Genomic DNA, 25,639 nt, shown 5'->3' with positions numbered 1-25,639 from the left:
GGTGCTGTTTATGTTGATTGGGGCTGTTCAATCCTTTAGGCGCCACACCGTGAACGTGTGCAGCCGCCGGCCCCGGAAGTCGCCCGTGAGTTCCACCGGCCCCTCCACCGAACCGAAGCGCTGCACCAGTTCCTCGGGCGGAGGTGCGCCGTTCTCCGAACACCACAGCACGTCCTGCCCGGGCTTCAGCTCCAGCGGGGGCCAGACGTCGTACTGGCTCTTGCGCCGGGCCGGGCCCACGGTGTCCGTCTCCACGCCCGCGAAGTACGCCACCTGCGAGGCCATCTGATACGTCGGCGCGTACACCGCCGTGCGCCCCGGCGTCATGCCGGCGAAGAGCTGCTCGGGCCGGGCCAGCCGCTCCAGCGGGCCCCAGCCGTGCGTCCGTGACAGCAGCACGTCCCGCTCGAACGTCAGCACCGGGAACAGCAGGTGCGACGCCACCGCGAGCGAGATGAGCGCTCCGCTCCACGCCGTGCCCCGCTGCCAAGGGTGCTTCATGCCCGCGACGCCAATGCACGCCGCCAGGTACGCCGCCGCCGGCCAGTTGGCCTCGCCCCGCGTGCGCGCCGCCGCGTAGCCGAAGAACACCAGCGGCACCAACGCCGCCATGCGCAAGAGGAACTGCTCGCGCGGTCCCCGCACCGCGTACACCAGCGCCAGCGGGAACAGCAGCGGCCCGCCCATCGCGAGCTGCCCCGCCAGGAACTCCCCGAACGTCCTCCAACCGCCGCTGCCTCCCAGGCCGTGGTTCAACTGGAACGCGAAGCCCACCCATTCATGGCTCGCGTTCCACAGCACCACCGGCAGGAAGCACAGCAGGCCAAGCCCCGCCGTGAGCCACGCGCCCGCCGGCAGCCTCCGCGCGCGCAGCGCCGCCAGCATGAACGCCAGCCCCAGCAGCACGGATGGGTACTTGGACAACAACGCCAGGCCACACGTCAGGCCCGCCAGCACCCACCTCTCGCGGTACAGCGCCCACAGCCCCAGCGCCCAGAACAGCAGCATGGGCGAGTCGGGCGTGGCCCAGACCCCGGAGATGATGCCCACCGGCACCACGCTCCACAGGGCCAGCGCGCGCCACGCCACGTCCTTGGAGCCGTAGACGTCCCGCGCGAGCCCCCACACCGCCGCGCCCGTGCCCAGGCCGCACAGGAGCGCGGTGCCCCGGATGCCCAGCGCGGCGATGAGCCACGCCACCAGCGGCGGGTGGTCGAAGTACCCCCACGCGAGGTGCCGCGCCCACTGCCAGTAATAGGCCTCGTCGAAGTAGACGTCCGTGCCCAGCGCCAGGGCCAGCCGCACCCCCACGCCCAGCGCCACCAGGGCGACACAGGCCCTCATTCCCAGGCCAGGGGTGGAGTCGGCGGACGCACGCACGCCCCCGGACAAAGCGCACCGGAGGGCCGTTGGCCAGCGGCGAGTGAGGCCATTTCGGCTTGCTCCGGAGCACCCGGGCTCACAATGTGATGGGCCGCCAAGTCTCTGCGCCCCGGGAGCCCTCCATGGCCGTACATCCCCCCTCTGGCTCCACCAACCGGCTCGCCCAGGAGCCCTCGCCCTACCTGCGCCAGCACGCCACCAATCCCGTGGACTGGCACCCGTGGGGCGACGAGGCCCTGGCCCTGGCCCGCGCCCAGAACAAGCCCATCCTGCTCTCCGTGGGCTACTCCGCGTGCCACTGGTGCCACGTCATGGCGCACGAGTCCTTCGAGTCCCCCGACACCGCGCGCCTGATGAACGACGGCTTCATCAACATCAAGGTCGACCGCGAGGAGCGCCCGGACCTGGATCAGATCTACCAGGGCGTCGTGCAGCTCATGGGGCAGGGCGGAGGCTGGCCCCTCACCGTGTTCCTCACGCCCGACCTGCGCCCCTTCTACGGCGGCACCTACTTCCCCCCCGAGGACCGCTACGGCCGCCCCGGGTTCCCACGCCTCCTCACCGCGCTGCGCGACGCGTGGGAGAACAAGGCGGACGAAATCGAGGAGCAGGCCCGCCGCTTCCAGGAGGGCCTGGGCGAGCTGTCCTCGCACGGTCTGGACGCCACCCCCGGCCACCTGTCCGCCGAGGACGTCGTCGCCATGGGCCACGCGATGGCGAAGCGCATGGACCCGGTGCACGGCGGCTTCGGCGGCGCGCCCAAGTTCCCGAACCCCATGAACGTCGCGCTGCTCTTGCGCGCGTGGCGCCGCGGCGCCGGTGAGCCCCTGAAGGCGGCCGTGTTCCGCACGCTGGAGCGCATGGCGTCGGGCGGCCTCTACGACCAGTTGGGCGGAGGCTTCCATCGCTACTCGGTGGACGAGCGGTGGCTCGTGCCCCACTTCGAGAAGATGCTCTACGACAACGCCCAGCTCCTGCACCTGTACGCGGAAGCGGAGCAGGTGGAGTCACGCCCCCTGTGGCGCAAGGTCGTGGAGGAGACCGTCGACTACGTGCGCCGCGAGATGACCGACCCGGCCGGCGGCTTCTACGCCACGCAGGACGCGGACAGCGAGGGCGAGGAGGGGAAGTTCTTCGTCTGGCGCCCGGAGGAGGTCCGCGCGGTGCTCTCCCCGGGCCAGGCCGACACCGTGCTGCGCCACTACGGCATCACCCCGCAGGGCAACTTCGAACACGGCGCCACCGTGCTGGAGGTCGTCGTCCCCGTGGAGACAGTGGCGACCGAGCAGGGCCGCCCCGTGGAGATGGTGCAGGCGGAGCTGGCCGAAGCGCGCCGCCTCCTCTTCGCCGCGCGCGAGCAGCGCGTGAAGCCGGGCCGCGACGACAAGATCCTCGCGGGCTGGAACGGGCTGATGATCCGCGGCCTCGCGCTCGCCGCGCGCGTCTTCGACCGCCCGGACTGGGCGAAGCTCGCGGCCAACGCGGCGGACTTCGTGCTCGCGAACCTGTGGGACGGCACGCGGCTGCTCCGCTCGCACCAGGACGGCAAGGGCCGCATCGACGGTTTCCTGGAGGACTACGGCGACCTCGCCTCGGGCCTCACCGCGCTCTATCAGGCCACCTTCGACGCGAAGTACCTGGACGCCGCGGACGCGCTCGTGCACCGCGCGGTGGCGCTCTTCTGGGACGAGGAGAAGCACGCGTACCTGTCAGCGCCCCGGGGACAGAAGGACCTGGTGGTGGCGGCCTACTCCCTCTTCGACAACGCCTTCCCGTCCGGGGCCTCCACGCTGACCGAGGCGCAGGTGGCGCTCGCGGCGCTCACGGGGGACGTGGCCCACCTGGAGCACCCGGAGCACTACGTGGCCAAGCTGAGGGATCAGCTCGTGCGCAACCCGCTGGGCTACGGGCACCTGGGGCTCGCCGCGGACTCGCTGCTGGACGGCGCGTCCGGCGTCACCTTCGCGGGCACGCGCGCCGCCGTGGCGCCGCTGCTGGCCGCCGCGAACCGCACCTACGCCCCCGCGTTCTCCTTCGGGTGGAACGACACCAGCGCTCCACCGCCCGCGCGCCTCCAGGAACTCTTTGAAGGGCGCGACCCGGTGGAAGGGCAGGGCGCGGCGTACCTCTGCCGCGGCTTCGTCTGCGAGCGGCCCGTGACGGACCCGGCCACGCTCGCGGAGCGCCTGGTGGCGACCCCGGGCCACTGAAACAAGCGGCCCGGGACACCGCCGACGGCTACTTCACGTCGGTGACCTGGAGCGAACCGATGAGGGGCGTGATTTCAGCGTTCCCCTCGTAGCCCACGGCGAAGTGCGTGGCGTCCGCGACGGGCTGGTTGAAGGTGGGGTCCAACTGGGTCCACTCGCCCACCCAGGCCTCCACCCACTCGTGCCAGTACAGCGCGGGCACGCCGTCGGCGTTCACCATGTAGATGACGCCGTCCACGCGCCGCGCGGGGATGCCGGACGCGCGCATCATGGCCACCGTGAGCAGCGAGTGCTCCGTGCAGTCGCCCTTCTTCTGGCGCAGCACGTCCGTGGCCCGGTCCGCGCTGGCGCCGTAGTCCTTCTGCAGGTTGCTGTACACCCACGCGGACAGCATCCGCGCCGCCGTGTACGCGTCCTTCTCCTCGCGGATGATGCTCCTGGCCTGCGCGACGATGGCCGGCGCCTCGGACTCCACCGCGAGCGTGGACTTGAGGTTCGCCCCGCCGTCGGGGTCCGCCACCGGCCGGGGCTTGCGGCCCTTGGGCGCGGGCGGCGCCGCCATCAGCGTCACCTCCACGCGGCCATCCGGCAGCGGCTTGTACTTCTGCCGGTACGTGTCCTGCTGGAACTTCGCCGGCAGGTTCTTCATCACCAGCGTCACCTGCCCGGGGACCTCGCGCGCCTTCGCGGGCAGCGGCTTTGGCAGCACCACGCGCGTGAGGCCGAACACCTCCACCAGGTCCATGCGCTTGGCCACGGACTCGGACTCGGCGCGCGCCTGCATCGTCTGGCCGAAGTCCACGCGCACCATCTTCCCGTCCGTCGTCAGGAAGGCCGCCACCGGCACCTTCTCCTTGTCGGACAGCGTGCTCACGCGCGCGAGCTTCACCTTCACGCCGCCCAGCACCTGCTCCTCCGGGGCCTCCACCGTGGTGACGGTGCGGTAGCCCTCCAGGTCGGTGCCGTCCAGCAGCACGCCCTCCACCTTCTTGCCGCGCAGGAGCGCCACGCGCGCCTGGTCCGCGTCGTCCACCGTCTCCTTGGGCGCGGGCATCGGCTTGAGCACCTCCTCCGGCTGGCCCGGGCGCTTGCGCACCACGCGCAGCCCGTCCGCCGTGGCAGTGCCCACCAGCTCCTGGTCCCCGCCGTCCCCACGCTGGGTGACGGTGAAGGACAAGAGGCGCCCGCCCGGCTTCGCTTCGTAGACGCGCACCTCGCGGTGCACGCGCTCCGACACGCGCGTACCCACCTGCGCCTTGAAGATGAGCTCGTTGATGCTCTGCGCCTTGCCGCCCGGCAGCGCCGTCAAGTCAGTGAAGAACCAGCCCACCTTCTTGTCCATCAGGTACAGGCCGAAGTACTCGCCGCCCTTGGGGCGCGGGGCCCTCAGCGCGTCGGAGAGCTCCTGCGTCTGCGGGGCGGGGGCAGGCGCCTTCTGCTGCGCCTGGGTCGCCGCGGCCTTCGCCTGGGACTTCAGCGCGGCGGAGGAGGGGGCCTGGGCCCAGGCGGGGGCGGGTGCCCCCGTCAGCAGGGCGAGCAGGCTCAACAATCCCAGACGGGTGCGTCGCATCGGTCGGTTCATGGAAGGCATCTGCCCCCTCCTGACGGGGACCCGGGCGGCGTCTTCACTCACGCCCAGGGGTGGTCTGCTGCGGACGGCGGACTACAGGCGCTTCGTCAGGATGATGAGGTCGTCGCCCTGCTTGTAGAAATCCCGCAGGCGCGCCTCTTCCCCGTACTTCATGGACGCGTAGAAGCCGCGCGTGGGGCCGTAGGCCTCCGTGGCGCTCGTCTCCACGCGGATGAGCCGCGCCTTGCGGCGGCGCAGGTCGCCCTCCATGGAGGAGATGAGCTGGGCGCCAATGCCCTGGCCGCGCACTTCCGGCGAGGAGGCGATCCAGTACAGGTCGAAGGCGTTCTCCGTCATGGGCGTCGGGCCGTAGCACGCGTACCCGACGATGCCGCCTTCCTGCCCGCGGTCCGCCACGAGGATGGAGTAGTCCCGGTTGCCCGCGGTGAGCGCGGTGTCAACCAGCTCGATGGCGCAGTCCTGCTCCTCCTGCGAGAAGGTTTCGATTCGCCGGATCAACGCGACGAGCGGTTCCCGGTCCTTTCTTTCGAGTGTGCGGATTTCCATGGGCTCTTTCGAGAGCGACCTCCACGATTCGTGAGGCCAGGGTCGCGTAGTCCATCCCAGCGGCCTGCGCCGCCTTCGCGAACCCCGCGCCCGGGTGAAGGTCGCAGTTGGGGTTGATGTCGATGACGTACGGCACACCCTCGGGCGACACCCGAAGGTCCACGCGTCCATAGTCCTGGCAGTCCAGCGCTGCAAATGCTTCCAGCGCCGTCTGGACGCAACGGGCTTCCTGCACTGCGTCGAGCTTGCACGGCCCGGAGGTCGAGTCCCGGTACTCCGGCGACTCCACCTCCCACTTGGCCCGGTACGACACGATGTTCGGACGGTCGTCGAACGCGTGGCCGAAGTGGATCTCCGTGAGCGGCAGCGCCTGTCGCGGGCTGTTGCCCAACAACGGCACGTAGATTTCCCGCCCCGGGATGTACTGCTCCACCAGCGCGGGCTGGTGGAAGGTCTTGAGCACCGCCTCGCACGCCCGCACCAGGGCGGCCCGCTCCGTCACCACGGAGTCGAAGTCCATGCCCACGCTGGCGTCCTCGCGGGCGGGCTTCACGATGAGGGGCCAGGGCAGGTCCACCGCCAGGGCGTCCTCACGGCGGCGCACCACGCAGGAGGCGGGCGTGGAGACGCCGTTGGCGCGCAGCAGCTCCTTCGCCTTGGGCTTGTGCAGCGCCAGCCCCAGCGACAGGGCGGACGAGCCGGTGTACGGCAGCCCCAGCGCGTCCAGCAGGCAGGGGATGGCCATCTCCCCGCGGCTGTCGGCGGCCAGCGACTCGCACAGGTTCACCACGAGGTCGGGCTGGAGGAAGCGCAGGGCCTCCACGAAGTCCAGCCGGTCCCCTTCGATGGCGAGCGGCTCGGCGACCACCCCGTCCCGGCTCAACGCCTGGGCCAGGCTTTCGGCCACCCGGACCACGTCCTCGCGGGCTTCGCGCCCCGGGTCTTCTTCGAGCAGCTCGTGGTCACGATTGTGCAGCAGGATGATGTGCATTCGGAGTGCGGGAAGGGTTAGCACGTCCCTTGGGACCTTCCCAGCGGGAGACATGGTGTCTGGTCGCCTCCTCACGGGGCTACCGCCCGCCAGGGTCTGCGGTACGGTAGGTGACCTCCAAGGTGGGCGACCCCCTGGAGGAGGTCCGGGATTCCAGAAGCCCGGCAAGGACGACATGCGGATTCGCGACCCCATCCACGGCGTCATCCCGGTGAGCGACCCGGAGAAGGCCGTCATCGACAGCCGCTTCTACCAGCGGCTGCGCTACGTGCGGCAGCTGGGCTTTGGCGACATGGCCTTCCCCGGCGCCACCCACACCCGCCACGCCCACAGCCTGGGCGCCATGTTCGTCGCCTCGCGCGTCTTCGGCGCCGTGGCCAGCCGGTCCGACCTGCCGGACGATGTGCGTGAACATTTCTGCGAAGCCGTGCGGCTGGCGGTGCTGTGTCATGACCTGGGGCACATGCCCCTGTCGCACGCGTCGGAGCGCATCGCGCCCCGGCGGTCGCTGCTGCGGTTGCCCGGCTGGCTGGATTCCGTGGCGGAAGGGGAGCAGGCGAACCACGAGGACTTCACCGCCAAGCTCATCCTGGACAGCTCCCTGACGGAGGTCATCCAGCGCGAGTTCAGCCCCCGGGGCATCACCCCCATGGCCACGGTGGCGCTCATCTCCGGCGCGAAGCCGCCGAAGGACCCGGGCTTCACCCACAAGGGCGTGGACTGGACGCCGCTGTTGCGCGCCATCGTCTCCGGGGAGCTGGACGCGGACCGGATGGACTACCTCCTGCGCGACTCGTTCTACACGGGCGTGAACTATGGCCGGTACGACCTGGATTGGATCGTCTCCAACCTGAACCCGGCGGTGAAGGACGGCAAGGCGGTGCTGGCCCTGTCGCGCGCGGCGGCGTTCGCGTTCGAGGACTTCCTGCTCAGCCGCTACCACATGTTCGTGTCGGTGTACCTGCACCACACGTCGGTCAACTTCGACCACATGCTGCGCCGCTACTACGAGGAGACGCCCGGCGAGTTCGAGATCCCGGCGGACCCGGAGGCCTTCCTCCTCTGCGACGACGCGGCGCTCTGGTACACGCTGCGCCGCTCGAAGAACCGGTGGGCGGAGCGCATCAGCCGCCGGCAGGGCTTCAAGCTGCTGGCGCAGTTCACGGAGCGCGACACGGGCTACGACCTGGAGGTGCTCAACAGCGCGCTCACCAGCGAGGGCTTCGAGCACTACACGGTGCAGTCCAAGGGCGCGCTCAGCAAGTACGTGGGGGCGGCCGGGGGCAACCCGGGGCTGTTCATCCTGGACGTGTCCACGGGGCGGCTCACGGAGGTGGCGCGGTACACGCCGCTGTACCAGCGCTACAGTGGCGCGGTGCGACTGACGCGGCTCTATGTCCGGCCGGACCAGGCGGAGCGGGCGCGCGACATGATGGGCCGGCTGCTCGGCCAGACGACGCAGTCCTGAAGGATGGTGCAACCATGAGCGAGCCCCTCCCCGGCATGGGCCTCTTCGCCCCCTACGCCCCCGTCGAACCCCGGGCCTCCTCGGTGGTCATCCTCTACCGCCGCGCGCGGGACGGCGTGGGCGTGGAGGTGTTCTGGGTGAAGCGCGAGCGGGCGCTGGCCTTCGCCGGAGGCTTCTACGCCTTCCCGGGCGGCAAGCTGGACCGCGACGACGCGGACGTGCCCGTGCAGGGCGCGCAGGGTGAAGAGGCCGCGCTGCGCTCGGCGGCGGCGCGCGAGCTCTTCGAGGAGGCGGGCGTGCTGGTGGCCGAGGGCGCGGGGGCGCTCTCCGAGGCGGCGCTGGCCCAGGGGCGCACGGCGCTGCTCGCGGGGACGGTAAAGTGGAGCGAGTGGCTCTCGCGCCACGCGCTCACCCTGCGCGCGGAGGACCTGCGGCCGGCGGGCCGGTGGATCACCCCGCCCTCCATCCCGGTGCGCTTCGACACGCGCTTCTACCTGGTGGAGCTGCCGGAGGCCGCGACCGCGAGCGTCCTCCCCGGGGAGCTGTCCGAGGGCGCGTGGACGCGGCCGGAGGACGCGCTGTCGCGCTGGAGTGAGGGCACGGCGCTGCTGCACCCGCCCGCGCAGCACGCGTTGCAGGTGCTGTCGGAGTTCACCGACGAGGCGGACGCGCGCGCGCGGCTGAACACGCCGCCGTACTGCCCGGGCTACGTGGCCCAGCGCATCGAGTTCCAGCGCGGCGTGCGCGTGGTGGCGCTGGAGACGCCCACGCTGCCGCCCGCGACGCACACCAACGCGTACGTGCTGGGCACGGGCGACCTGCTCATCGTGGACCCGGGCTCGTCGGACGTGAAGCAGTACGCGAAGCTCCTGTCGCTGGTGTCCAGCCTGAAGGCGGAGGGGCTGCGGCCCCTGGCGGTGGTGCTCACCCACCACCACGGCGACCACGTGGGCGGGGCGCTCGCGGTGAAGGAGCGGCTGGGGATTCCGCTCTGGTGCCACGCGCGCACGGCGGACCGGCTGGACTTCCCGGTGGAGCGGCTGCTGGAGGACGGCGAGGTGCTGGAGCTGGGCGGGCCGCTGCCGCAGCGCTGGCGCGTGCTGCACACGCCGGGGCACGCGCAGGGGCACCTGTGCCTGGTGGACTCGCGCAGCAGGGCGGCGGTGGTGGGGGACATGGTGGCCAGCGTGGGCTCCATCGTCATCGACCCGCCCGAAGGCAACATGGTGGACTACCTCGCGCAGCTGCGCCGGCTGCGCGACTGGCCCGTCACCACGCTGTACCCCGCGCACGGCGCGCCGGTGCCGGACGGCCCGGGCAAGCTGGACGAGTACCTGCGCCACCGCGCCCAGCGCGAGGCCATCATCCTGGAGTCGGTGCCCGCGACGGGCGCCACGCTGGCGGAGGTGGTGGCGACGGCCTACGCGGACACGCCGCCGCTCTTGCACCCGGTGGCGGAGCGCAGCGCCCTGGCCACGCTGGAGAAGCTGGTGGCGGAGGGCCGCGTGCGCGAGGAGTCCTTCAGCTGGTTCCGCGTGGGCGCCTGAGCCCTTCAGGGACGGGGCGTGAGGCCCCGGGACGCCAGGGCCTTCTGCTTCAACGGACCTGCCTGACGCAGGTCAGAAGCTGCCCAGCAGGCCCAGGTGCGGGCCCTTCGCGCCGTAGGTGGCCACGGGCATCAGGCGCACGCCCTGGGGGGCGTGGGGCTGCCGCGCCGCCTCCTCCGCGCGGAGGGTGCTGCTGTGCGTCAGCTCGTAGCCCACGCTCGCGCCCACCACCGGGAGGATGAAGAGCGCGGCGTTCACGGCGGGAGGCGCGTCGGCGCCGCCGCTGTTCACCAGCGAGATGCCCAGCAGCGTCGCGCCCCAGCCCACCATGCTGCCGGCCACCGTGGGGCCCAGCCTGCCGCGCCCGTTCATGAACCGGCCGCCCGCGTAGGTGCCCACCGGGATGCCGATGAGCGCCCCGGCCGCGGCGCCCGCGACGGCCATCACCAGACACTCGTCACAGCCCACGGTGGCGGAGCCCAGCAGGTACCCGAAGGAGCCCAGCACCGTGGCGCCCACCACGCCGCCCGCCGCGCCGCCCAGCGCCTCCACCGCCACGCGGGGCACGGGGTCCTTCGACGGCGGAGGCCGCGCGTCCGGCAGGGCCCCGGCGGTGACGGAGGGGCGCGACCCGGAGGGCGCATCCTCCGGGGATTCAGCGTCCGGAGGCGCCGGCACGTCCTCCGCCTCCGCGCCCACCAGGGGCGGCGGCGTGAGGCCCCGGGTGGGAGCCGTGGCCGGCTCGGCGGGGGCCTCCTGGGCGGAGGCCAGGCCCGACACGAGCAGCAGGGCGAGGAGTGGGAACAGGAGGGGGGAGCGCTTCACCACGTTCCACGCTACCGCAAGGGCGGCGGTTGCGTCGCCCCGTCGCCTGAGCCGGCCGTCGCCGCGCGCGCCCGCCGGCGCAGGGCCCAGTAGGCCAGCGGGGCCGCGGCCAGCAACGCCTGCGGCACCAACGACAGGACATCCGGGTACACGCCGAGCATGTCCACGGTGATGAAGCGCACCGGCATCAGCGGCAGCGCGCCCACCTCCTGCAGCGAATGGATGCCCTTGCCCAGCAGCATCACCGCCGTCACCACCAGCACCACGGTGGAGAGGTTGAAGAGCGTCTTCATGGGCAGGCGGTAGCCCATGCGGTTGACGAAGAGCACCAGCACCGCCAGCGCGACGACGCCCGCCAGCGCGCCCCAGGCCACGCCCGCCGCGGAGTCCACCGCGAGCCCCTGGAGGAAGATGGCCGTCTCGAAGCTCTCGCGCAGCACCGACGTGAAGGCGATGGCGAACAGGCCGAACGTGCTGCCCCGGCCCAGCGCGCCCTGCATGCGCTGGCGCAGCTCCCCCATGAACTGGCTCACGTTGGCGCGCGCGTTGAGCCACAGCGCCGCGTACAGCAGCATGGCCACGGCGACGAGCGCGGTGACGCCCTCCAGCCACTCGCGCTGCGCGCCCGCCAGCAGCTTGCGGCCCAGCAGGTACGCCAGCGCGCCGACGACGAGCGCGGACACCCAGCCCGCGTGCACCACGCGCACCTGCTCCGGGGCCTTCATCTTCTTGAGCGCCGCCAGCAGGGCCGTGACGATGATGGTCGCCTCGAAGCCCTCGCGCAGCAGGATGAGCAGCGTCAGCCACGCCACCGACAGCATGTCCGTGGTGCTGCCGTTCGCCTTGCGCGCCTGGTCCAGCAGCGACAGCAGCTCACGCCCCTCGTCCTGCAGGTGCGGGCTCTTGCGCTCGGCGGCGAGCCGCGCCTGGAGGAAGGCCTCCTCCAGCTTCTGGGTGAGCACCGGGTCGCGTCCGCGCAGCTTGGGCTCCACCGGCTCCAGGCCGTTGAGGTACGCGTCCAGCAGCTCCGTCCTCGCGCTGGCGTAGTCGCCCGCGGCGCCCATGCGCATCGCGTTGCCCACCGACTGCCGGGCGGCGAGCAGCGCCTTCTCCTCGTCCTCGTCCGGCATGTTCCGGCGCAGGCACGCGACCTTGTCCGCGCCGTACTCCTTCGCCAGCTCCGCGTCGGTGGCGGTGGCCAGGCGCTCCAGCGACGCGCGCGGCGGCTCGCCCTGGCACGGCGGCTGGCGCAGCGTGAAGACGAAGAACGCGAGCGACCAGCGGTCGTCCTCGGAGAGGGTGGGGAAGGCCGGCATCGCGGTGCCGGGCACGCCGAAGCTGGTGGTGTTGAACGCCTTGTAGGGCGTCAGGCCCTCCTCCATCAGTTGCGGGTCCTGGAAGTTCGCCGGCGCGGGCTCCATGGTGGCCGCGATGTCCACCGCCGCCTTGCCGTCCACGCCGTGGCACACCGCGCAGTTCGCCTGGAACAGCTTCGCGCCCTGCTCCAGGTCCGGCGTCTTGCGGGGACTGCGCGCGAGCCCCCCCGCCAGCACCAGGCTCTCCACCAGCTCCCCGCAGTCGCGGCTCACGCCCTCGGGGTCCGTGGACTGGTCCACGCGCGCCTGGATGGCCTGCACCTTCGGCACGAAGGTGGCCGCCGCCGGGCCCAGCTCCTTCGCCGCCTCCAGCGCCTCCGCCGCGAAGCTCTTCTGCTCCGCCAGCTCGAACTCGGAGCGCGTCGACACCGCCGCCGGGTAGTCCGCCTGGAGGTACTGGAGGATGCCCACCAGCCGGTGCCAGGTGCGGCCCTCTTCGGACGCGGGCGCTTCGGCCCGGACGGTGGAGGACAACGCGAGCAGCAGGCACAGCGTGACGGAGGCGGCGCGATTCACGCCTGACTTCTACCAACCCCCTCTGGGGCGTTCAATTCTGAGAATCAATATCAGGATACAGCGCCCCCTCCGAGGACGAAGGGGGCGGGAGAGCAACACTCCGGGTGACCGCGAGGGCTACTGCGGAAGGGCCATCCCTACCGCTCGTAGGTGAGGAAACCGAAGGGGAGGTCCGCCTCCGGGTGGGCTTCCTCCTCCACGAGCCTCCACGCGGACAGGTCCACGGGCGGGAAGAAGGCGTCGCCCGGAAAGTCGCGCGCGATGCGGGTGAGGTAGAGCCGGTCCCACCGGTCCACCGTCTGGGCATACAGGTCCGCGCCCCCGGCGATGAAGACCTCGCTGTCGGCGCGGGCCAGCGCCAGGGCCGCGTCCACGGAGTGCGCCACCTGGACGCCGGGCGGCGCGACCCAGCCGGGCTGGCGGGTGAGGACCACGGTGGTGCGGCCGGGCAGGGGCCTCCCGATGGATTCGTACGTCCTGCGGCCCATGACGAGGGTGTGGCCCATCGTCAGGCGCTTGAAGCGCGCCAGGTCCTGCGGCAGGCGCCAGGGCAGGGTGTTGCCCAGGCCGATGGCGCGGTTCGCCGCCATGGCGACGATGGCGGACAGGCGCGCCGTCATACGGCCACGGGCGCCTTGATGGCGGGGTGGGGGTCGTAGCCTTCCAGCGTGAAGTCCTCGTAGCGGAAGGCGAACAGGTCCTCCACGTCCGGGTTGAGGCGCATGCGCGGCAGGGCGCGGGGGGCGCGCGTGAGCTGCTCCCGGGCCTGCTCCACGTGGTTCAGGTACAGGTGCGCGTCGCCCAGCGTGTGGATGAACTCGTGCGCGACGAGGCCCGTGGCCTGCGCCACCATCATCGTCAGCAGCGAGTACGACGCGATGTTGAAGGGCAGCCCCAGGAAGATGTCCGCGCTGCGCTGGTAGAGCTGGCAGGACAGCCGGCCGTCGGCCACGTAGAACTGGAACATCACGTGGCAGGGCGGCAGCTTCATGGCGGGCAGGTCCGCCACGTTCCACGCGCTGACCAGGTGCCGGCGCGAGTCCGGGTTCTTCTTCAGGCCGTCCACCAGCTGCCGCATCTGGTCCACGGGCGCGCCGTCCGGCGTGCTCCACGAGCGCCACTGGTGGCCGTACACGGGGCCCAGGCCGCCGTCGGCGTTGGCCCACTCGTCCCAGATGGTGACGCCCTGCTCCTGGAGCGAGCGCACGCTCGTGTCCCCCCGGAGCATCCACAGGAGCTCATGGAGGATGGACTTCACGTGGAGCTTCTTCGTCGTCACCAGGGGGAAGCCCTGGGTGAGGTCGAAGCGGAGCTGGTGGCCGAAGAGGCTCAGGGTCCCCGTGCCGGTCCGGTCACCTTTCTTCGTACCGTGGCGCAGGACATGGTCCAGCAGACTCAGGTATTGCTGCATGGCCCCCTTATGAATCGGTCCGGTGGGGCAGGCAATCTCAACCTCCTGCCCGCCGTTAAGAGGATGAAATGAAGATCTACACAAAGACGGGCGACGCGGGAGAGACGGGCCTGTTCGGCGGCGGACGCATCGCCAAGGACGACGCGCTGGTGGACGCCTACGGCGAGGTGGACGAGCTCAACGCCACGCTGGGGCTCGCTCGGACCTTCCCGCTGCCCGCGGACCTGGACCACTTCCTCCAGCGCCTCCAGGACCAGCTCTTCACGGTGGGGGCGGTGCTGGCCACGCCCCCGCACACCAAGGCGGCGGCGCACATCCCGGAGCTGAAGCCGGAGTGGGTGGAGGAGATGGAGCGCCACATCGACCGCTACGAGGAGGAGCTGCCGAAGATGACGCACTTCATCCTCCCGGGCGGCGCGCCCGCGGCGGCGGCGCTGCACCTGTCGCGCACGGTGTGCCGCCGGGCCGAGCGCCGGGTGGTGACGCTCCTGCGCGAGGACAAGGCCCCGCCCGCGGTGGCCATGTACCTGAACCGCCTGTCGGACCTGCTCTTCGTCGTGGCGCGGCTGGTGAACTTCCGCGCCGGCCTGCCCGACGTGAAGTGGATCCCCGAGAAGCCCTCGAAGTAGGTCGCGCCCGTGACTCCGCTGCCCACCGCCCGGCTCCGGGACCTCGCCCAGCAGGTGGGCTTCGACCTCATCGGCTTCGCCCGCGCGGAGCCCATCCCCCCGTCGTCGCTGCTGTCGTGGCTGGAGGCCGGCTACGACGCGGACATGGACTGGATGGGGTCGCGCGCGGAGGAGCGGCTCGACGTGTCGGTGCTGCTGCCGGGCGCGAAGACGGTGCTGTCCTTCGCGAACAACTACTACCGGGACGACGCGTCGTCGCAGGGCTCGCCCATCGCGCGCTACGCGCGGGGCCGGGACTACCACTCCACGCTGCGCGACCGGATGAAGGCGTTCCGCAAGACGCTCAACGCCTGGTACCCGGGGCTGGGCAGCTACGGCGGCGTGGACAGCGGCCCCATGATGGAGAAGGTCTGGGCCGCGCGCGGGGGCCTGGGGTACGTGGGGAAGAACGGCTGCCTCATCACGGCGTCGCACGGCTCGTGGGTGCTGCTGGCCACGCTCATCCTGGACGCGGAGGTGGACGCGTATCCGGAGGGCCCGGTGGCGGACCGCTGCGGTTCCTGCCGGCGGTGTCTCATGGCGTGTCCCACGGGCGCGCTGGTGGGCCACCGGCAGGTGGATGCGCGGGCCTGCCTGTCGTACCAGACCATCGAGAACCGCGACCGTGACGTGCCGGAGTCGTTCCGCTTCAAGTTCGACAACCTCATCTTCGGCTGCGACATCTGCCAGCAGGTGTGCCCGCTCAACCGCAAGCCGGTGCACACGGAGGACGCGCGCTTCATGCCCCGCGCGGTGGCGTCGCTGGGCACGGTGGAACTGGCCGCGCTGACGCCCGAGCAATACAAGGAACTCATCCCCGGCACGGCGCTGGCCCGCGCGCGCTACGACGGTTTGAGGCGCAACGCTGTCTATGCGCTGGGCGTGGCACGGCAGGCGCAGGCCCGGTCGCTGCTCGAAAAGCTCAGCGCTGACTCCAGCGAACTGGTACGCAGCGCCGCGAAATGGGCGCTTCTCCAACTGGAGTCGTGACACCGCCCGCCGTCACCCCGCTCGGGCGGGTGTACGCGGCGCTGACGGTGCAGGTGCTGATCAGCGCGGGCACGTACCTGGCGGCCAAGCGGGCGATGACGGAGCTGTCGCCGTTCACCGTGGTGCTGTGGCGCTTCCTCGTGTGCGGCGCGGCGTTCACGCTGCTGCTCGCGCTGACGCCAGGGCCGAAGCTGCCGCCGCGCTCGGAGTGGAGGCGCGTGGCGCTGCTGGGCCTGATGGGCGGGCCGGTGAACCAGACGCTGTTCTTCTCCGGGCTGTCGCGCTCCACGTCGGCGCACGCGGCGCTGCTCTACGCGCTGACGCCGCTGGGCGTGTACGTGGCCAGCCTCATGCTGGGACGTGAGCGGGCAAGCCGGCGCGCGACGGCGGGCATCCTCACCGCGCTGGTGGGCGTGGTGGTGCTGCTGCTGGGGCGGGGGCTCGCGAGCGCGCGGGGCTCGGTCCTGGGAGACCTGCTCATCCTCACGGCGGTGGTGGCATGGGTCATCTACACGACGGAGGGCAGGCCGCTGGCCGCGGAGCACGGCGCGCTGCGCGCCACGGCATGGACCATGACGGTGGCCACGGCGTTGCAGTTGCCGCTCATCCCGTTCGTGCTCCAGCCCGAGCAGGTGTGGGCCGCGAGCCTCACGGCGAAGGCCGCCATCGTGTACCTGGGGCTGATGACGTCGGTGGTGGCGTACCTGCTCTGGTACTACGCGCTGTCGAAGGTGCCCGCGTCGAAGGTGGCCATCTTCTCCAACCTGCAGCCGGCCGCGACGGCGCTCGCGGCCTGGGCCTTCCTGGATGAGGCCCTGCACTGGGAGCTGGCGCTGGGCGGCGCGCTGGTGCTCCTGGGCGTGCGGCTGACGCAGGCCGCGCCGGTGAAGCCTCCTCCGGTGGTGGTGCGCGCGGGCTGAGGCCCTCTTGCTAGTCGCCGTTCGGGTCCCAGTCGGAGATGTCCTTCTTGGGCTCCGGCGGCGGCTTCGGGCGGGGTGCCTCCACGGGGCGGGGCGGGGGCGCCTTCTTCTCCACGGGCGGCAGCGGCGCGGGCAGGTCGTCGTCGTCGGACGTGTCGCGGCTCGGCGCGGGTTCGGCCACCACGGGCTTCGGGGCCGGCGGCTCCGCGCGCGGCGGCGGCTCCGCGAAGGCTTCGATGTCCGGGGGCTCGGACCGCGTGGGCTCGGGAGCGACGGCGGGGGAGGGCGGGGGCGGCGGGCGCGCGGGCTCGGACGCTCGCGCCGGGACGGCCGCCGGGCGGGGGTTGCCCCTCACGGGCTTCTTCTCCGGCTCGTCGGAGGCGCGGTAGCCCTTGCGCTCCGGGGGCGGCTCCGGCGGGTCGTCGTAGGCGTCGCGCGCGGGGCGCTCGCGCACGGGCTTGTCGTCGTCACCGAACGGGTCCTCGTCGCGCTTGCGGTCCTTCTCTTGAATCTCCCGCAGCTTGGCGGCCTCCGTCTTGGACTGCCGGCGCTCGGGGGCGGCCTCCGGCGCATCCGGGGCGCGGCCGTTCACGGCGTTGAACTTCCGGGCGCACTGCGAGCGCTTGCTCGTGCAGCCCTCGAAGCAGCGCGTCAGCTTGCGGATGGCGTTGCCGTTGCCGCCGTACTCGATGGTGCAGTCCTCCTTGCACGCGACGGCGTCCTCCTCGCATCCGGGCGGGATGGGAGCGGCCAGGGCAGGGGTAGCAAGGAGGAAGGCGAGGGCGACGAGGCGCGGAAGAAGACGCATGGCAAATGTGAAAGCTACCAGTCTTCGGCGCTTCCCGGGGGAGGGCCCCGCGATATCGTCAGGCCCACGCCCGGCGTCCGGGCAAGGGGAGACGCATGCCGGCGGTCAAGGTGGGCATCATCGGAGGCCACACCCTCCATCAGGCCCTGGGCCTCCAGGGCCGGGGCGAGCACCTCACCATCGAGACGCCCTTCGGCCCCCACAGCTCGCCGCTCATCGCCACGGAGCTGGACGGCGTCCCCGTCGTCTTCGTCTCCCGCCACGGCCAGGGCCACGTCCACAACGCCACCCGCTCCCCCTACCGCGCCAACCTCTTCGCCCTGAAGGTCCTGGGCGTCACCCACGTCCTCGCCACCGGCACCGTGGGCAGCCTGCGCGAACACATCCAGCCGCTCCACCTGGCCCTGCCGGATCAGGTCATCGACCGGACCTACCGCCGCCCCTGCACCTTCTACGACGACGTCGCGGTGCACGTGGAGCTGGCCCAGCCCTTCTGCTCCACCCTGCGCCAGGCCCTCATCGACGCGTCCCCGCGGTCCGACACCGTGGTGCACCCCACCGGCAACTACGTGTGCATCGAAGGCCCCTCGCTCAGCACCCAGGCGGAGAGCCAGCTCTACCGCTCCTGGGGGTGTGACCTCATCGGACTCACCGCGATGCCCGAGGCCCGGCTCGCCCGCGAGGCGGAGCTGCACTACGCGCTCATCGCGCTGCCCACCGACCACGACTCCTGGCGCCCCCAGCCCGTGGGCCAGGAGCCCGAGGCCCTCCTGCCGCAGCTCTCCCAGCGCCTGGAGGCCGTCACCGCCCACGGGGCCGCCCTCCTGCGCCGCGCGCTGCCGCGCATCGCCGGCACCGCGCCCCAGTGCCGCTGCGACAGCGCGCTCGCGCTGGCCATCTTCACCGACCGTGCGCGCATCCCCGCCGAGGTGCGCTCCCGCCTGCGCCCCCTCCTCGGGCGCTACCTGCCCTCGGGCGTCGTCTAGCACCCGACAGTGGTAGGGCCCCGTGGCGGGTGCTCGGCCGGCTGCCTGCTGCCGAATGCCGCCATCGTTCGCACATTGGCTCCCCAACAGACCCGGAGGGGGAACCACATGGGGCTGCCACGGCTCAAGTACCTGACGTGGAGGGAGTTCGGTCGGCGCTTCTGGAAGGAGATGGAGGAGGACACCGTCACCGACGTGGCGGCGCAGCTGTCCTACTACTTCCTCTTCTCCCTGTTCCCCTTCCTGTTCTTCCTCGTCACGCTGGTGGCCTACCTGCCGTTCGCGCCCGGCGCGGTGGACGCGATGATGGACCGCATCCGTCCGCTGGTGCCCGGCGACGCGCTGGGCCTCATGAGCCAGCACCTGACGTCCCTCGTCGGTGAGACGCGCCCCAAGCTGCTCACGGTGGGTCTGCTCGTCGCGCTGTGGACGTCCTCGCGCGGCGTGGACGCCCTGCGCAAGGCGCTCAACATGGCGTACGACGTGCCGGAGTCCCGGCCCTACTGGAAGACGCAGGGCCTGGCGCTGGTGGTGACGCTGGTGGGCGGGCTGCTCATCCCGCTGTCCTTCGCCATCCTGCTGCTGGGCGGGCGCGTGGGCGCGTGGGCCGCGGACAAGCTGGCGCTCATCGACGAGTTCCACCTCCTCTGGTCCTGGCTGCGCTGGCCCTTCACCGCGGGGCTGGTGATGCTGATGCTGTCGCTCTGCTACTACCTGCTGCCGGACGTGAAGCAGCGCTTCAAGTACATCACCCCGGGTTCGGTGGTGGGCACGCTGGCGTGGCTGGGCAGCACCTGGGGCTTCACGCAGTACGTGGAGCACTTCGGCAAGTACGACGTCACCTACGGCTCCATCGGTGGCGTGGTGGTGCTGCTGCTGTGGCTCTACATCACCGGGCTCATCTTCATCCTCGGCGGGGAGCTCAACGCCATCCTCGAACACGCCTCCGTGGAGGGCAAGGCGAAGGGCGCGCGCGACTTCGGTCAGCCCGCGCCCCTGGAGCCGCCGCTCAAGACGCCCGGCGCGGCCAAGAGCGCCAGCAGCGCCCGGAAGACGCGGCTGGCCCTGTTCCGCAGGCGGCGCCGGGTGGCCGAGGGCAAGGACCCGGAGCCTCCCGGCTTCCTGCCCGACGGCAGCGACAACCCGCCCGTGCACTGAAGTCGCCCGGGCGGGGCACGGCGTCCGACGCGCGCGGCGCCTACTTGGGCAGCTTCGCCTGGATGGCCGTCAGGCCGCCCGCGTCGTTGCGGCCGCCCTTGAGGCCCTGCTGCGCGATGATCTTCCGCAGGTGCGCGATGCGGTCCGCGTTGGTGGGGTGCGTGGAGAGCCACTTGAGGACCGCGGGCTGCGCGCCCTGCATCTTCTGGAGCTTCTCGAAGAAGGCGATGAGGCCGTTCGGATCGAAGCCCGCCGCGGAGGAGTACCTCGCGCCGTACTCGTCCGCCTCCGTCTCCTCGCTGCGCCCGTGCGCCAGCTGCAGGCCGCCCCCGGCCAGCTGCGCGGCGATCTGCGCGGCGGTGCCCGGGTTCTGGCCCAGCGCCACCTGGGTGATGGTCTGCAGGCCGTAGGCGTTCACCATCGCGCGCGCCGAGTGCCGGCCCACGACGTGGCCCGCCTCGTGCGCCATCACGCCCGCCAGCTCCGCCTCCGTGTCCGCCGCCAGCAGCAGGCCCGTGTAGACGTAGAGGAAGCCGCCCGGCGTGGCGAAGGCGTTGACCTGCTTCGGGTCGTTGATGACGTTGACCTTCCACTTCACCCCGGGGCGGTCCTTGTTGGCCTGCGCCAGGATGGGGGCGGAGATGCCGCGCACGTACTCCAGCACCGCCGGGTCCTCCACGTACTTGATGTTCTCCTTCGTCTCCAACTCCTTCTTCACCTGGAGGCCGAGCTGGTTCTCCTGCTCGTCGGAGATGAACGCCTTGGCGATCGCCTTCTCCGCGCCGATGCGCTGCTTCGTGCAGCCGGCGGTGAGGCCCGAGGCCAGGGTGAGGGTCAGGATTGCGGTGGCCATCCGTTGCATGGGCGGGTCGTCCCTTCGCTTGCGAGGTTGTGGCGTGTCCGCTCCCTCGTAGTCACGCCGGCGCGCCCCGGGCAAGCCCCTTGCCGGCCCGGTTTTCAACGCACGAAAGAGGCCGCCAGGGGTGCTATGGGGCCCGCTGGATGCCTGAGCTACCGGAAGTGGAGATCGCCCGGCGCAACCTCGCGCGCTGGTTCAAGGGCCACCGCGTCGTGCGTGCGGAAGCAGACGCCACCCGCGTCTTCCGGGGCGCGGAGCTTGCGCACTTCGCCCGGCTCACCGGCCGGGTGGAGGCCCTGGAGCGCAAGGGAAAGTACCTGCTGCTCACCCTGGAGGGCGGCCGGGGCCTGATGGCCCACCTGGGGATGACCGGGAAGTTCGTGCGCCGCGCGCAGGGGGAGGCCGTCCCCTACAGCCGCGCCCGCTTCCACCTGGACGACGGCTGCGTCATCCACTTCTGTGATCCCCGCCTCTTCGGCCGGATGGAGCCCGTGCCCTCTGGCGGCCTGTGGGAGCTGGCGTCGGTGAAGGCCCTGGGGAGGGATCCGCTGACGGAGGGCCTCACCGGGCCCCAGCTCCAGGAGGCGGTGGGGGGCTCGATGCAGGACCTGAAGGTGGCGCTGATGGACCAGGGCCGGGTGGCGGGCCTGGGCAACATCCACGCGGCGGAGGCGCTCTTCCGCGCGGGCGTGCACCCGGCCCGCAAGCCCGCGTCCCTCACGCCGCCGGAGTGGCAGCGGCTGGCGGAAGGGGTCCACGCCGCGTTCGACTTCGCCTTCAAGGAGCAGGAGGGCGAGGACATCGTCTACCTGGAAGAGCCGGGATCCGTGAACCGCTTCCTCGTCTACGGGCGGGCGGAGGGGCCGTGTTCGAGGTGCGGAACGACGGTGGAGTCCTTCACCCAGGGTGGACGCACCACGCATTTCTGTCCGAAGTGTCAGCCGCTCCCCAAGGGCCCCGCCCGTCCTGGAAAGCCGCCGAAGAGGCCCTCGCGGGTCGTTGACGGCGCGAAGCCCCGCTCCCGTAGACGTTGACACCCCTGGGGGGCATGGCTTGAATCGCCCGCCCTTTACACCCGGCCGCGTCATGTCGTGGCCCCGGAGACCGTTGACCATGCCTCACGTCCTGCTGGCGGCGCTGCTCGTCGCCTCGTCCACGGCCACCGCGCAGACGCCGGTGCCTGATGGTGGCTCGCCCGCCGCGGCACCCCAGGAGTCGGCTCCGGCCGAAGCTCCCGCCCCCGCCCCGGCCACACCGGCCCCTGCCGCCTCCACCGACGGCGCCGTCAGCCGCGAGGAGCTGGAGCAGCGGCTGGAGGCCACCCGTCAGGAGCTGCGCGAGGACATCCGCGCGCAGACGGCCACCCAGGCCGTGGCCAACAACGACTGGCAGGAGGAGTGGACGGAGGAGAAGCGCAAGCTGGAGCTGTTCACGCTCGACGGCTACCTGCGCGTGCGCCCCACGCTCTTCTCCAACTTCGACCTGGGCAAGCCCGCGCTGCCGGCCGGCACGCCCCTGGGCCGCCAGCTGTGGACGCGCTCGCCGCGCTCCCCCACGGAGCACACCCAGGCGGGCGCCAACATGCGCTTCCGCCTGGAGCCGTCCTTCAACGTCTCCGAGGACGTGCGCGTCAAGGTGCAGGTGGACGCCCTGGACAACATCCTGCTGGGCTCCAACCCGGACAGCGCCTACAGCGGCGACGGGCGCAACAACTTCACGCTCTTCTCCGAGAACCAGACCCCGGGCAACTCCGGCATCAACGCGTTCAAGGACTCCGTGCAGGTCCGGCGCGCGTACGGTGAGGTGACGACGCCGGTGGGCATCCTGCGCTTCGGCCGCATGGGCAGCCACTGGGGCGTGGGCATGCTGCGCAACGACGGCAACTGCCTGGACTGCGACTACGGCGACACGGTGGACCGCATCCAGTTCGTCACGGAGCCGTTCGCCGGCTGGTACGTGACGCCCATGCTGGACTTCAACTCGGAGGGCGTGACGTCCGAGCGCGCCAACTCCCTGGGCGAGCCGGTGGACCTCACCCAGTCCGACGACAGCCACAGCCTGGTGCTGGCCATCGCGCGGCGCGACACCGAGCAGCAGGAGCGCGCCAAGCTGGACAACAACCAGGGCGTGCTCAACTACGGCCTGTACTTCACCTACCGCACGCAGCGGTACGCGACGCTGGGGGACACGAGCGGCACCCCCATCAACCCGGATCCGGTGGGCAACGTCGTCAACCCCACGTTCCTGCCGCGCGGCGGGACGATGTACGTGCCGGACCTGTGGTTCAAGTACGCGGAGAAGAAGTTCCGCATCGAGGCGGAGTTCGCCGCGCAGTTGGGCAGCATCGACGGGCGGGCGTTGACGACGGCGGACCCCGCCTCCCAGTCGCTGCGCATCGCGCAGTTCGGCGGCGTGCTCCAGACGGAGTTCCACGTCATCGAGAACAAGCTCCACCTGGGCGTGGAGGCGGGCTTCGCGTCCGGTGACAAGGCGCCGGGCTTCGGCAACTACCCGGGCCGCCAGGGCACCGGTTCGGACGGCAACACCGCGCCGGGCGACGTGGAGGGCCGTCAGTACCGCTGCGACACCGGTGGCTGCAGCGACAACGCCATCCGCAACTTCCGCTTCAACCGCGACTACCGCGTGGACCTCATCCTGTGGCGCTCCATCCTGAATGGCGTCACGGACGCATTCTACGTGAAGCCGGGCCTCAAGTACTCCATCGCGGAGGGCTTCGACGTCTTCGGCAGCATCATCTACTCGCAGGCGTTCTACGGTGAGTCCACGCCCTCGTCGGTCAGCAAGAGCCTGGGCTTCGAGGCGGACGTCGGCGCGCGCTACGTCACCGAGGACGGCTTCGTGGCGGGCATCGACTACGGCATCCTCTTCCCGCTCGCGGGCCTGAAGGACCTGAACGTGCCCGCGCAGGAGCTGGGCACCGCGCACTCCATCCGCGGCACGCTGGCCATCAAGTTCTAGCCATGCGCGGACTCCTTCCCCGGTGGTGTGTGGCCGCCGTCCTGACGCTGGGACTGGTGGCGTGTGGCATCAAGGGCAACCCCCGCGCCCCCCGGCCGGCGCCGCCGCCCGCGCCCACCCCGGAGACGGCGCCCCCGCAGGAGCCGCCGCGCGGACCCGTGGAGCCCTCCGGCCCCACGGTGCCGCCGTCCTCCACGGTGCCGCCGTCCTCCACGGACACCGGGCGTCCGCAATGACGGCCTTCCCGTATCGCAAGGGCGTGCTGTGCGCGGAAGGGGTGCCCCTGTCCGCCATCGCGGACGCGGTGGGCACGCCCACGTACGTCTACTCCGCCGCGGCCCTCACGGAGCGCTTCCGCGAGGTGACGGAGGCCTTCCAGGGCCACCCGCACCTCATCTGCTATTCGGTGAAGGCCAACTCCAACCTGGCCATCCTGAAGCTCTTCGTGGGGCTGGGCAGCGGCTTCGACATCGTGTCCGGCGGCGAGCTGGCCCGCGTGAAGCAGGCGGGTGGGGACGCTTCGAAGACGGTGTTCGCGGGCGTGGGCAAGACGCCGGCGGAGATGGCCCAGGCGCTCGCCTCCGGCATCCGGCTCTTCAACGTGGAGAGCGCGGAGGAGCTGGAGGCGCTGGATGCCGTGGGGCGCAGGGCGGGCCAGCAGGCTCCCTTCGCGCTGCGGGTGAATCCGGACGTGGACGCGCGGACGCACCGCTACATCGCCACGGGCCTGAAGACGTCCAAGTTCGGCGTGCCCTTCGAGGAGGCGGTCGCCCTCTACGCCCGCGCGAAGAAGATGAAGGGCGTGAAGGCGCTGGGGCTGGACTGCCACATCGGCTCGCAGCTCACGCGCACGGCGCCCATGCGCGCCGCGCTCACCAAGGTGGCGGACCTCTACGTCACGCTCAAGGCCCGGGGCCACGCGCTGGAGTACCTGGACGTGGGCGGCGGGCTGGGCATCACCTATTCGGACGAGACGCCCCCCAGCCCCCAGGAGTACGCCCGCACGGTGCTGGCCGCGGTGAAGCCCACCGGGGCCACGCTGCTCTTGGAGCCGGGCCGGTCGCTCGTGGGCAACGCGGGCGTGCTGCTCACCCGCGTGCTGTACCGCAAGCCCACCGAGGCGCGCACCTTCGTGGTGGTGGACGCGGGAATGAACGACCTGCTCCGCCCCGCCCTCTACGAAGCGCACCACGCGCTCCAGCCCCTGGTGAAGCGCCGGGGGAAGGACGTGCAGGTGGACGTCGTGGGGCCGGTGTGTGAGTCCACCGACGTGCTCGCGAAGGCGCGCGCCCTGGTGCTCCCCCGCCAGGACGACCTGTACGCCTTCATGAGCGCCGGGGCCTACGGGATGAGCATGGCTTCTACCTACAACTCGCGCCCCCGCCCGGCCGAGGTGCTGGTGGACGGGGAGGCGTGGCGGGTCGTGCGCGAGCGCGAGCGCGTCGAGGACCTCTGGCGCGGCGAGCGGGCCTGAACGTATAAGCGCCGACATGAAGACCTTCCAAGGCTCCATGACGGCGCTGGCCACTCCGTTCCTGAATGGGGCGCTGGACGAGAGGGCCTTCCGGGCCCTGGTCCGCGCCCAGCTGGAGGGCGGCACGGACGTGCTCCTGCCCATGGGCACCACGGGCGAGGCCGTCACGATGGACGCGGAGGAGCGCGCGGCCGCCATCGCCGTGGTGGTGGACGAGGTGAAGGGCCGCGTGCCGGTGGTGGCGGGCGCGGGCAGCAACAGCACGCGCGAAACCATTGAGTCCGTGCGCCGCGCGCGCCTGTCGGGCGCGGACGGCGCGCTCATCGTCACGCCCTACTACAACAAGCCCACGCAGGCGGGGATGGTGGAGCACTACCGCGCCATCGCGAAGGCGCACCCGGGCTTCCCGCTCATCGCCTACAACGTGCCGGGCCGCACGGGCGTGGACCTGCTGCCGGAGACGGCGCTCCGGCTGTGCGACATCCCGGAGGTCGTGGCGCTCAAGGAGGCCACCGGCAACCTGGCGCGCACGGTGGACCTGCTGGAGCTGTGCGGCGACCGGCTGACGCTCCTGTCCGGTGATGACTTCACGGTGTTGCCCTTCATCGCGTGCGGTGGCCAGGGCGTCATCTCCGTGTCCTCCAACGTCGCGCCCCGGATGATGGCGGACCTGGTGGCGGCGGCGCGGGGCGGCGACATCGCGAAGGCGAGAGCGCTCCAGGTGCGGATGAACGCGCTGCACCGGCTGCTCTTCGTGGAGTCCAACCCCATCCCCGTGAAGTGGGCGCTGCACCTGATGGGGATGTTCGGCCCGGAGGTGCGCCTGCCGCTCGTGCCCATGGGCGAGGCGAACGCCGAGAAGTTGAAGGGCGCGCTCCTCCAGCTGGACTTGTTGAAGGGCTGAACGCGGTCTCACGCTGGACCCTCGCCGTC

At 71.5% G+C, this 25,639-nt stretch carries 23 protein-coding genes; 13 read left to right on the top strand and 10 right to left on the bottom strand.

Annotated elements, in window-relative coordinates:
- Nucleotides 1–27: 27 nt before the first annotated feature.
- Nucleotides 28–1,344, bottom strand: coding sequence for an ArnT family glycosyltransferase (locus OV207_RS26735; RefSeq protein WP_267557916.1), 1,317 nt, complete (start codon nucleotides 1,342–1,344; stop codon nucleotides 28–30).
- Nucleotides 1,345–1,505: 161 nt separating this feature from the next.
- Between OV207_RS26735 and OV207_RS26730 the strand changes: the two genes are divergently transcribed.
- A complete protein-coding gene (locus OV207_RS26730) occupies nucleotides 1,506–3,593 on the top strand; it encodes a thioredoxin domain-containing protein (protein WP_267557915.1) in 2,088 nt (695 codons plus the stop codon).
- 28 nt (nucleotides 3,594–3,621) lie between these two features.
- On the opposite strand, the gene OV207_RS26725 is transcribed toward OV207_RS26730, so the two are convergent.
- The 3 genes from OV207_RS26725 to OV207_RS26715 form a co-directional block, all read right to left on the bottom strand.
- Complete coding sequence (locus tag OV207_RS26725; protein ID WP_267557914.1) at nucleotides 3,622–5,163, bottom strand: transglutaminase-like domain-containing protein; 1,542 nt, start codon at nucleotides 5,161–5,163, stop codon at nucleotides 3,622–3,624.
- A gap of 93 nt (nucleotides 5,164–5,256) precedes the next feature.
- Nucleotides 5,257–5,682, bottom strand: coding sequence for a GNAT family N-acetyltransferase (locus OV207_RS26720; protein ID WP_227027324.1), 426 nt, complete (start codon nucleotides 5,680–5,682; stop codon nucleotides 5,257–5,259).
- A complete protein-coding gene (locus OV207_RS26715) occupies nucleotides 5,621–6,721 on the bottom strand; it encodes a D-alanine--D-alanine ligase family protein (protein ID WP_193349061.1) in 1,101 nt (366 codons plus the stop codon). The genes OV207_RS26720 and OV207_RS26715 overlap by 62 nt, the downstream gene beginning before the upstream one ends.
- 175 nt (nucleotides 6,722–6,896) lie before the next feature.
- Between OV207_RS26715 and OV207_RS26710 the strand changes: the two genes are divergently transcribed.
- Entirely contained in the window at nucleotides 6,897–8,189 is a 1,293-nt protein-coding gene (locus tag OV207_RS26710) for an HD domain-containing protein (RefSeq protein WP_267557913.1), read from the top strand.
- Nucleotides 8,190–8,203: 14 nt separating this feature from the next.
- Nucleotides 8,204–9,736 (top strand): MBL fold metallo-hydrolase, encoded by a 1,533-nt coding sequence (locus tag OV207_RS26705; protein WP_267557912.1) that lies wholly within the window; start codon nucleotides 8,204–8,206, stop codon nucleotides 9,734–9,736.
- A 72-nt stretch (nucleotides 9,737–9,808) separates the two neighbouring features.
- Here the strand turns inward: OV207_RS26705 and OV207_RS26700 are convergent, their stop codons facing one another.
- From OV207_RS26700 to OV207_RS26685, 4 genes are all read right to left on the bottom strand, one after another.
- A complete protein-coding gene (locus OV207_RS26700; protein ID WP_267557911.1) occupies nucleotides 9,809–10,561 on the bottom strand; it encodes a GlsB/YeaQ/YmgE family stress response membrane protein in 753 nt (250 codons plus the stop codon).
- 11 nt (nucleotides 10,562–10,572) lie between these two features.
- Nucleotides 10,573–12,453, bottom strand: coding sequence for a cytochrome c/FTR1 family iron permease (locus OV207_RS26695; RefSeq protein ID WP_267557910.1), 1,881 nt, complete (start codon nucleotides 12,451–12,453; stop codon nucleotides 10,573–10,575).
- A 137-nt stretch (nucleotides 12,454–12,590) separates the two neighbouring features.
- The gene (locus OV207_RS26690; RefSeq protein WP_267557909.1) at nucleotides 12,591–13,073 is read right to left on the bottom strand and encodes a dihydrofolate reductase; all 483 of its coding nucleotides are present in this window, start codon (nucleotides 13,071–13,073) and stop codon (nucleotides 12,591–12,593) included.
- Complete coding sequence (locus OV207_RS26685) at nucleotides 13,070–13,864, bottom strand: thymidylate synthase (protein WP_267557908.1); 795 nt, start codon at nucleotides 13,862–13,864, stop codon at nucleotides 13,070–13,072. The genes OV207_RS26690 and OV207_RS26685 overlap by 4 nt, the downstream gene beginning before the upstream one ends.
- A gap of 68 nt (nucleotides 13,865–13,932) precedes the next feature.
- Here OV207_RS26685 and OV207_RS26680 point away from each other — a divergent pair, with 68 nt between their 5' ends.
- Genes OV207_RS26680 through OV207_RS26670 form a run of 3 tightly spaced genes read left to right on the top strand, consistent with a single transcriptional unit; the run spans nucleotide 13,933 to nucleotide 16,442 of the window.
- Nucleotides 13,933–14,493, top strand: a complete 561-nt coding sequence (locus OV207_RS26680; protein ID WP_193349072.1) for a cob(I)yrinic acid a,c-diamide adenosyltransferase — start codon at nucleotides 13,933–13,935, stop codon at nucleotides 14,491–14,493.
- A 9-nt stretch (nucleotides 14,494–14,502) separates the two neighbouring features.
- Complete coding sequence (queG, locus tag OV207_RS26675) at nucleotides 14,503–15,522, top strand: tRNA epoxyqueuosine(34) reductase QueG (RefSeq protein WP_267557907.1); 1,020 nt, start codon at nucleotides 14,503–14,505, stop codon at nucleotides 15,520–15,522.
- Entirely contained in the window at nucleotides 15,495–16,442 is a 948-nt protein-coding gene (locus OV207_RS26670; RefSeq protein WP_267557906.1) for a DMT family transporter, read from the top strand. The genes queG and OV207_RS26670 overlap by 28 nt, the downstream gene beginning before the upstream one ends.
- Before the next feature lie 10 nt (nucleotides 16,443–16,452).
- On the opposite strand, the gene OV207_RS26665 is transcribed toward OV207_RS26670, so the two are convergent.
- Nucleotides 16,453–17,250 carry a hypothetical protein gene (locus tag OV207_RS26665; protein ID WP_267557905.1) on the bottom strand — a complete coding sequence of 266 codons (798 nt, stop codon included), beginning with the start codon at nucleotides 17,248–17,250 and terminating at the stop codon, nucleotides 16,453–16,455.
- Nucleotides 17,251–17,345: 95 nt separating this feature from the next.
- Between OV207_RS26665 and OV207_RS26660 the strand changes: the two genes are divergently transcribed.
- Together OV207_RS26660 and OV207_RS26655 are read left to right on the top strand one after the other, a co-directional pair.
- On the top strand, nucleotides 17,346–18,236 hold the full coding sequence (locus OV207_RS26660; RefSeq protein WP_267557904.1) for an MTAP family purine nucleoside phosphorylase: 891 nt from the start codon (nucleotides 17,346–17,348) through the stop codon (nucleotides 18,234–18,236).
- A 108-nt stretch (nucleotides 18,237–18,344) separates the two neighbouring features.
- Complete coding sequence (locus OV207_RS26655; RefSeq protein ID WP_193349081.1) at nucleotides 18,345–19,394, top strand: YihY/virulence factor BrkB family protein; 1,050 nt, start codon at nucleotides 18,345–18,347, stop codon at nucleotides 19,392–19,394.
- Nucleotides 19,395–19,434: 40 nt separating this feature from the next.
- Here OV207_RS26655 and OV207_RS26650 read toward each other — a convergent pair whose 3' ends face one another.
- Nucleotides 19,435–20,256, bottom strand: a complete 822-nt coding sequence (locus OV207_RS26650) for a M48 family metallopeptidase (protein ID WP_193349083.1) — start codon at nucleotides 20,254–20,256, stop codon at nucleotides 19,435–19,437.
- 140 nt (nucleotides 20,257–20,396) lie between these two features.
- Here OV207_RS26650 and mutM point away from each other — a divergent pair, with 140 nt between their 5' ends.
- From mutM to dapA, 5 genes are all read left to right on the top strand, one after another.
- Nucleotides 20,397–21,287: a bifunctional DNA-formamidopyrimidine glycosylase/DNA-(apurinic or apyrimidinic site) lyase gene (gene mutM, locus OV207_RS26645; RefSeq protein WP_420715264.1), complete on the top strand. Its 891-nt coding sequence runs from the start codon at nucleotides 20,397–20,399 to the stop codon at nucleotides 21,285–21,287.
- Between the two features lie 79 nt (nucleotides 21,288–21,366).
- Complete coding sequence (locus tag OV207_RS26635) at nucleotides 21,367–23,232, top strand: TIGR04551 family protein (RefSeq protein ID WP_267557903.1); 1,866 nt, start codon at nucleotides 21,367–21,369, stop codon at nucleotides 23,230–23,232.
- A gap of 2 nt (nucleotides 23,233–23,234) precedes the next feature.
- Complete coding sequence (locus tag OV207_RS26630) at nucleotides 23,235–23,468, top strand: hypothetical protein (protein ID WP_267557902.1); 234 nt, start codon at nucleotides 23,235–23,237, stop codon at nucleotides 23,466–23,468.
- Nucleotides 23,465–24,706 carry a diaminopimelate decarboxylase gene (gene lysA / locus OV207_RS26625; RefSeq protein ID WP_267557901.1) on the top strand — a complete coding sequence of 414 codons (1,242 nt, stop codon included), beginning with the start codon at nucleotides 23,465–23,467 and terminating at the stop codon, nucleotides 24,704–24,706. The genes OV207_RS26630 and lysA overlap by 4 nt, the downstream gene beginning before the upstream one ends.
- A 16-nt stretch (nucleotides 24,707–24,722) precedes the next feature.
- Nucleotides 24,723–25,610: a 4-hydroxy-tetrahydrodipicolinate synthase gene (dapA, locus tag OV207_RS26620; protein WP_193349093.1), complete on the top strand. Its 888-nt coding sequence runs from the start codon at nucleotides 24,723–24,725 to the stop codon at nucleotides 25,608–25,610.
- The last annotated feature ends 29 nt before the right edge of the window (nucleotides 25,611–25,639 follow it).

It is taken from the genome of Corallococcus sp. BB11-1 (assembly GCF_026626625.1).
GTDB classification, from domain to species: domain Bacteria; phylum Myxococcota; class Myxococcia; order Myxococcales; family Myxococcaceae; genus Corallococcus; species Corallococcus soli.
The sequence above is the reverse complement of the archived record's forward strand: the minus strand, read 5'-3'. Positions and strand labels throughout refer to the sequence as shown.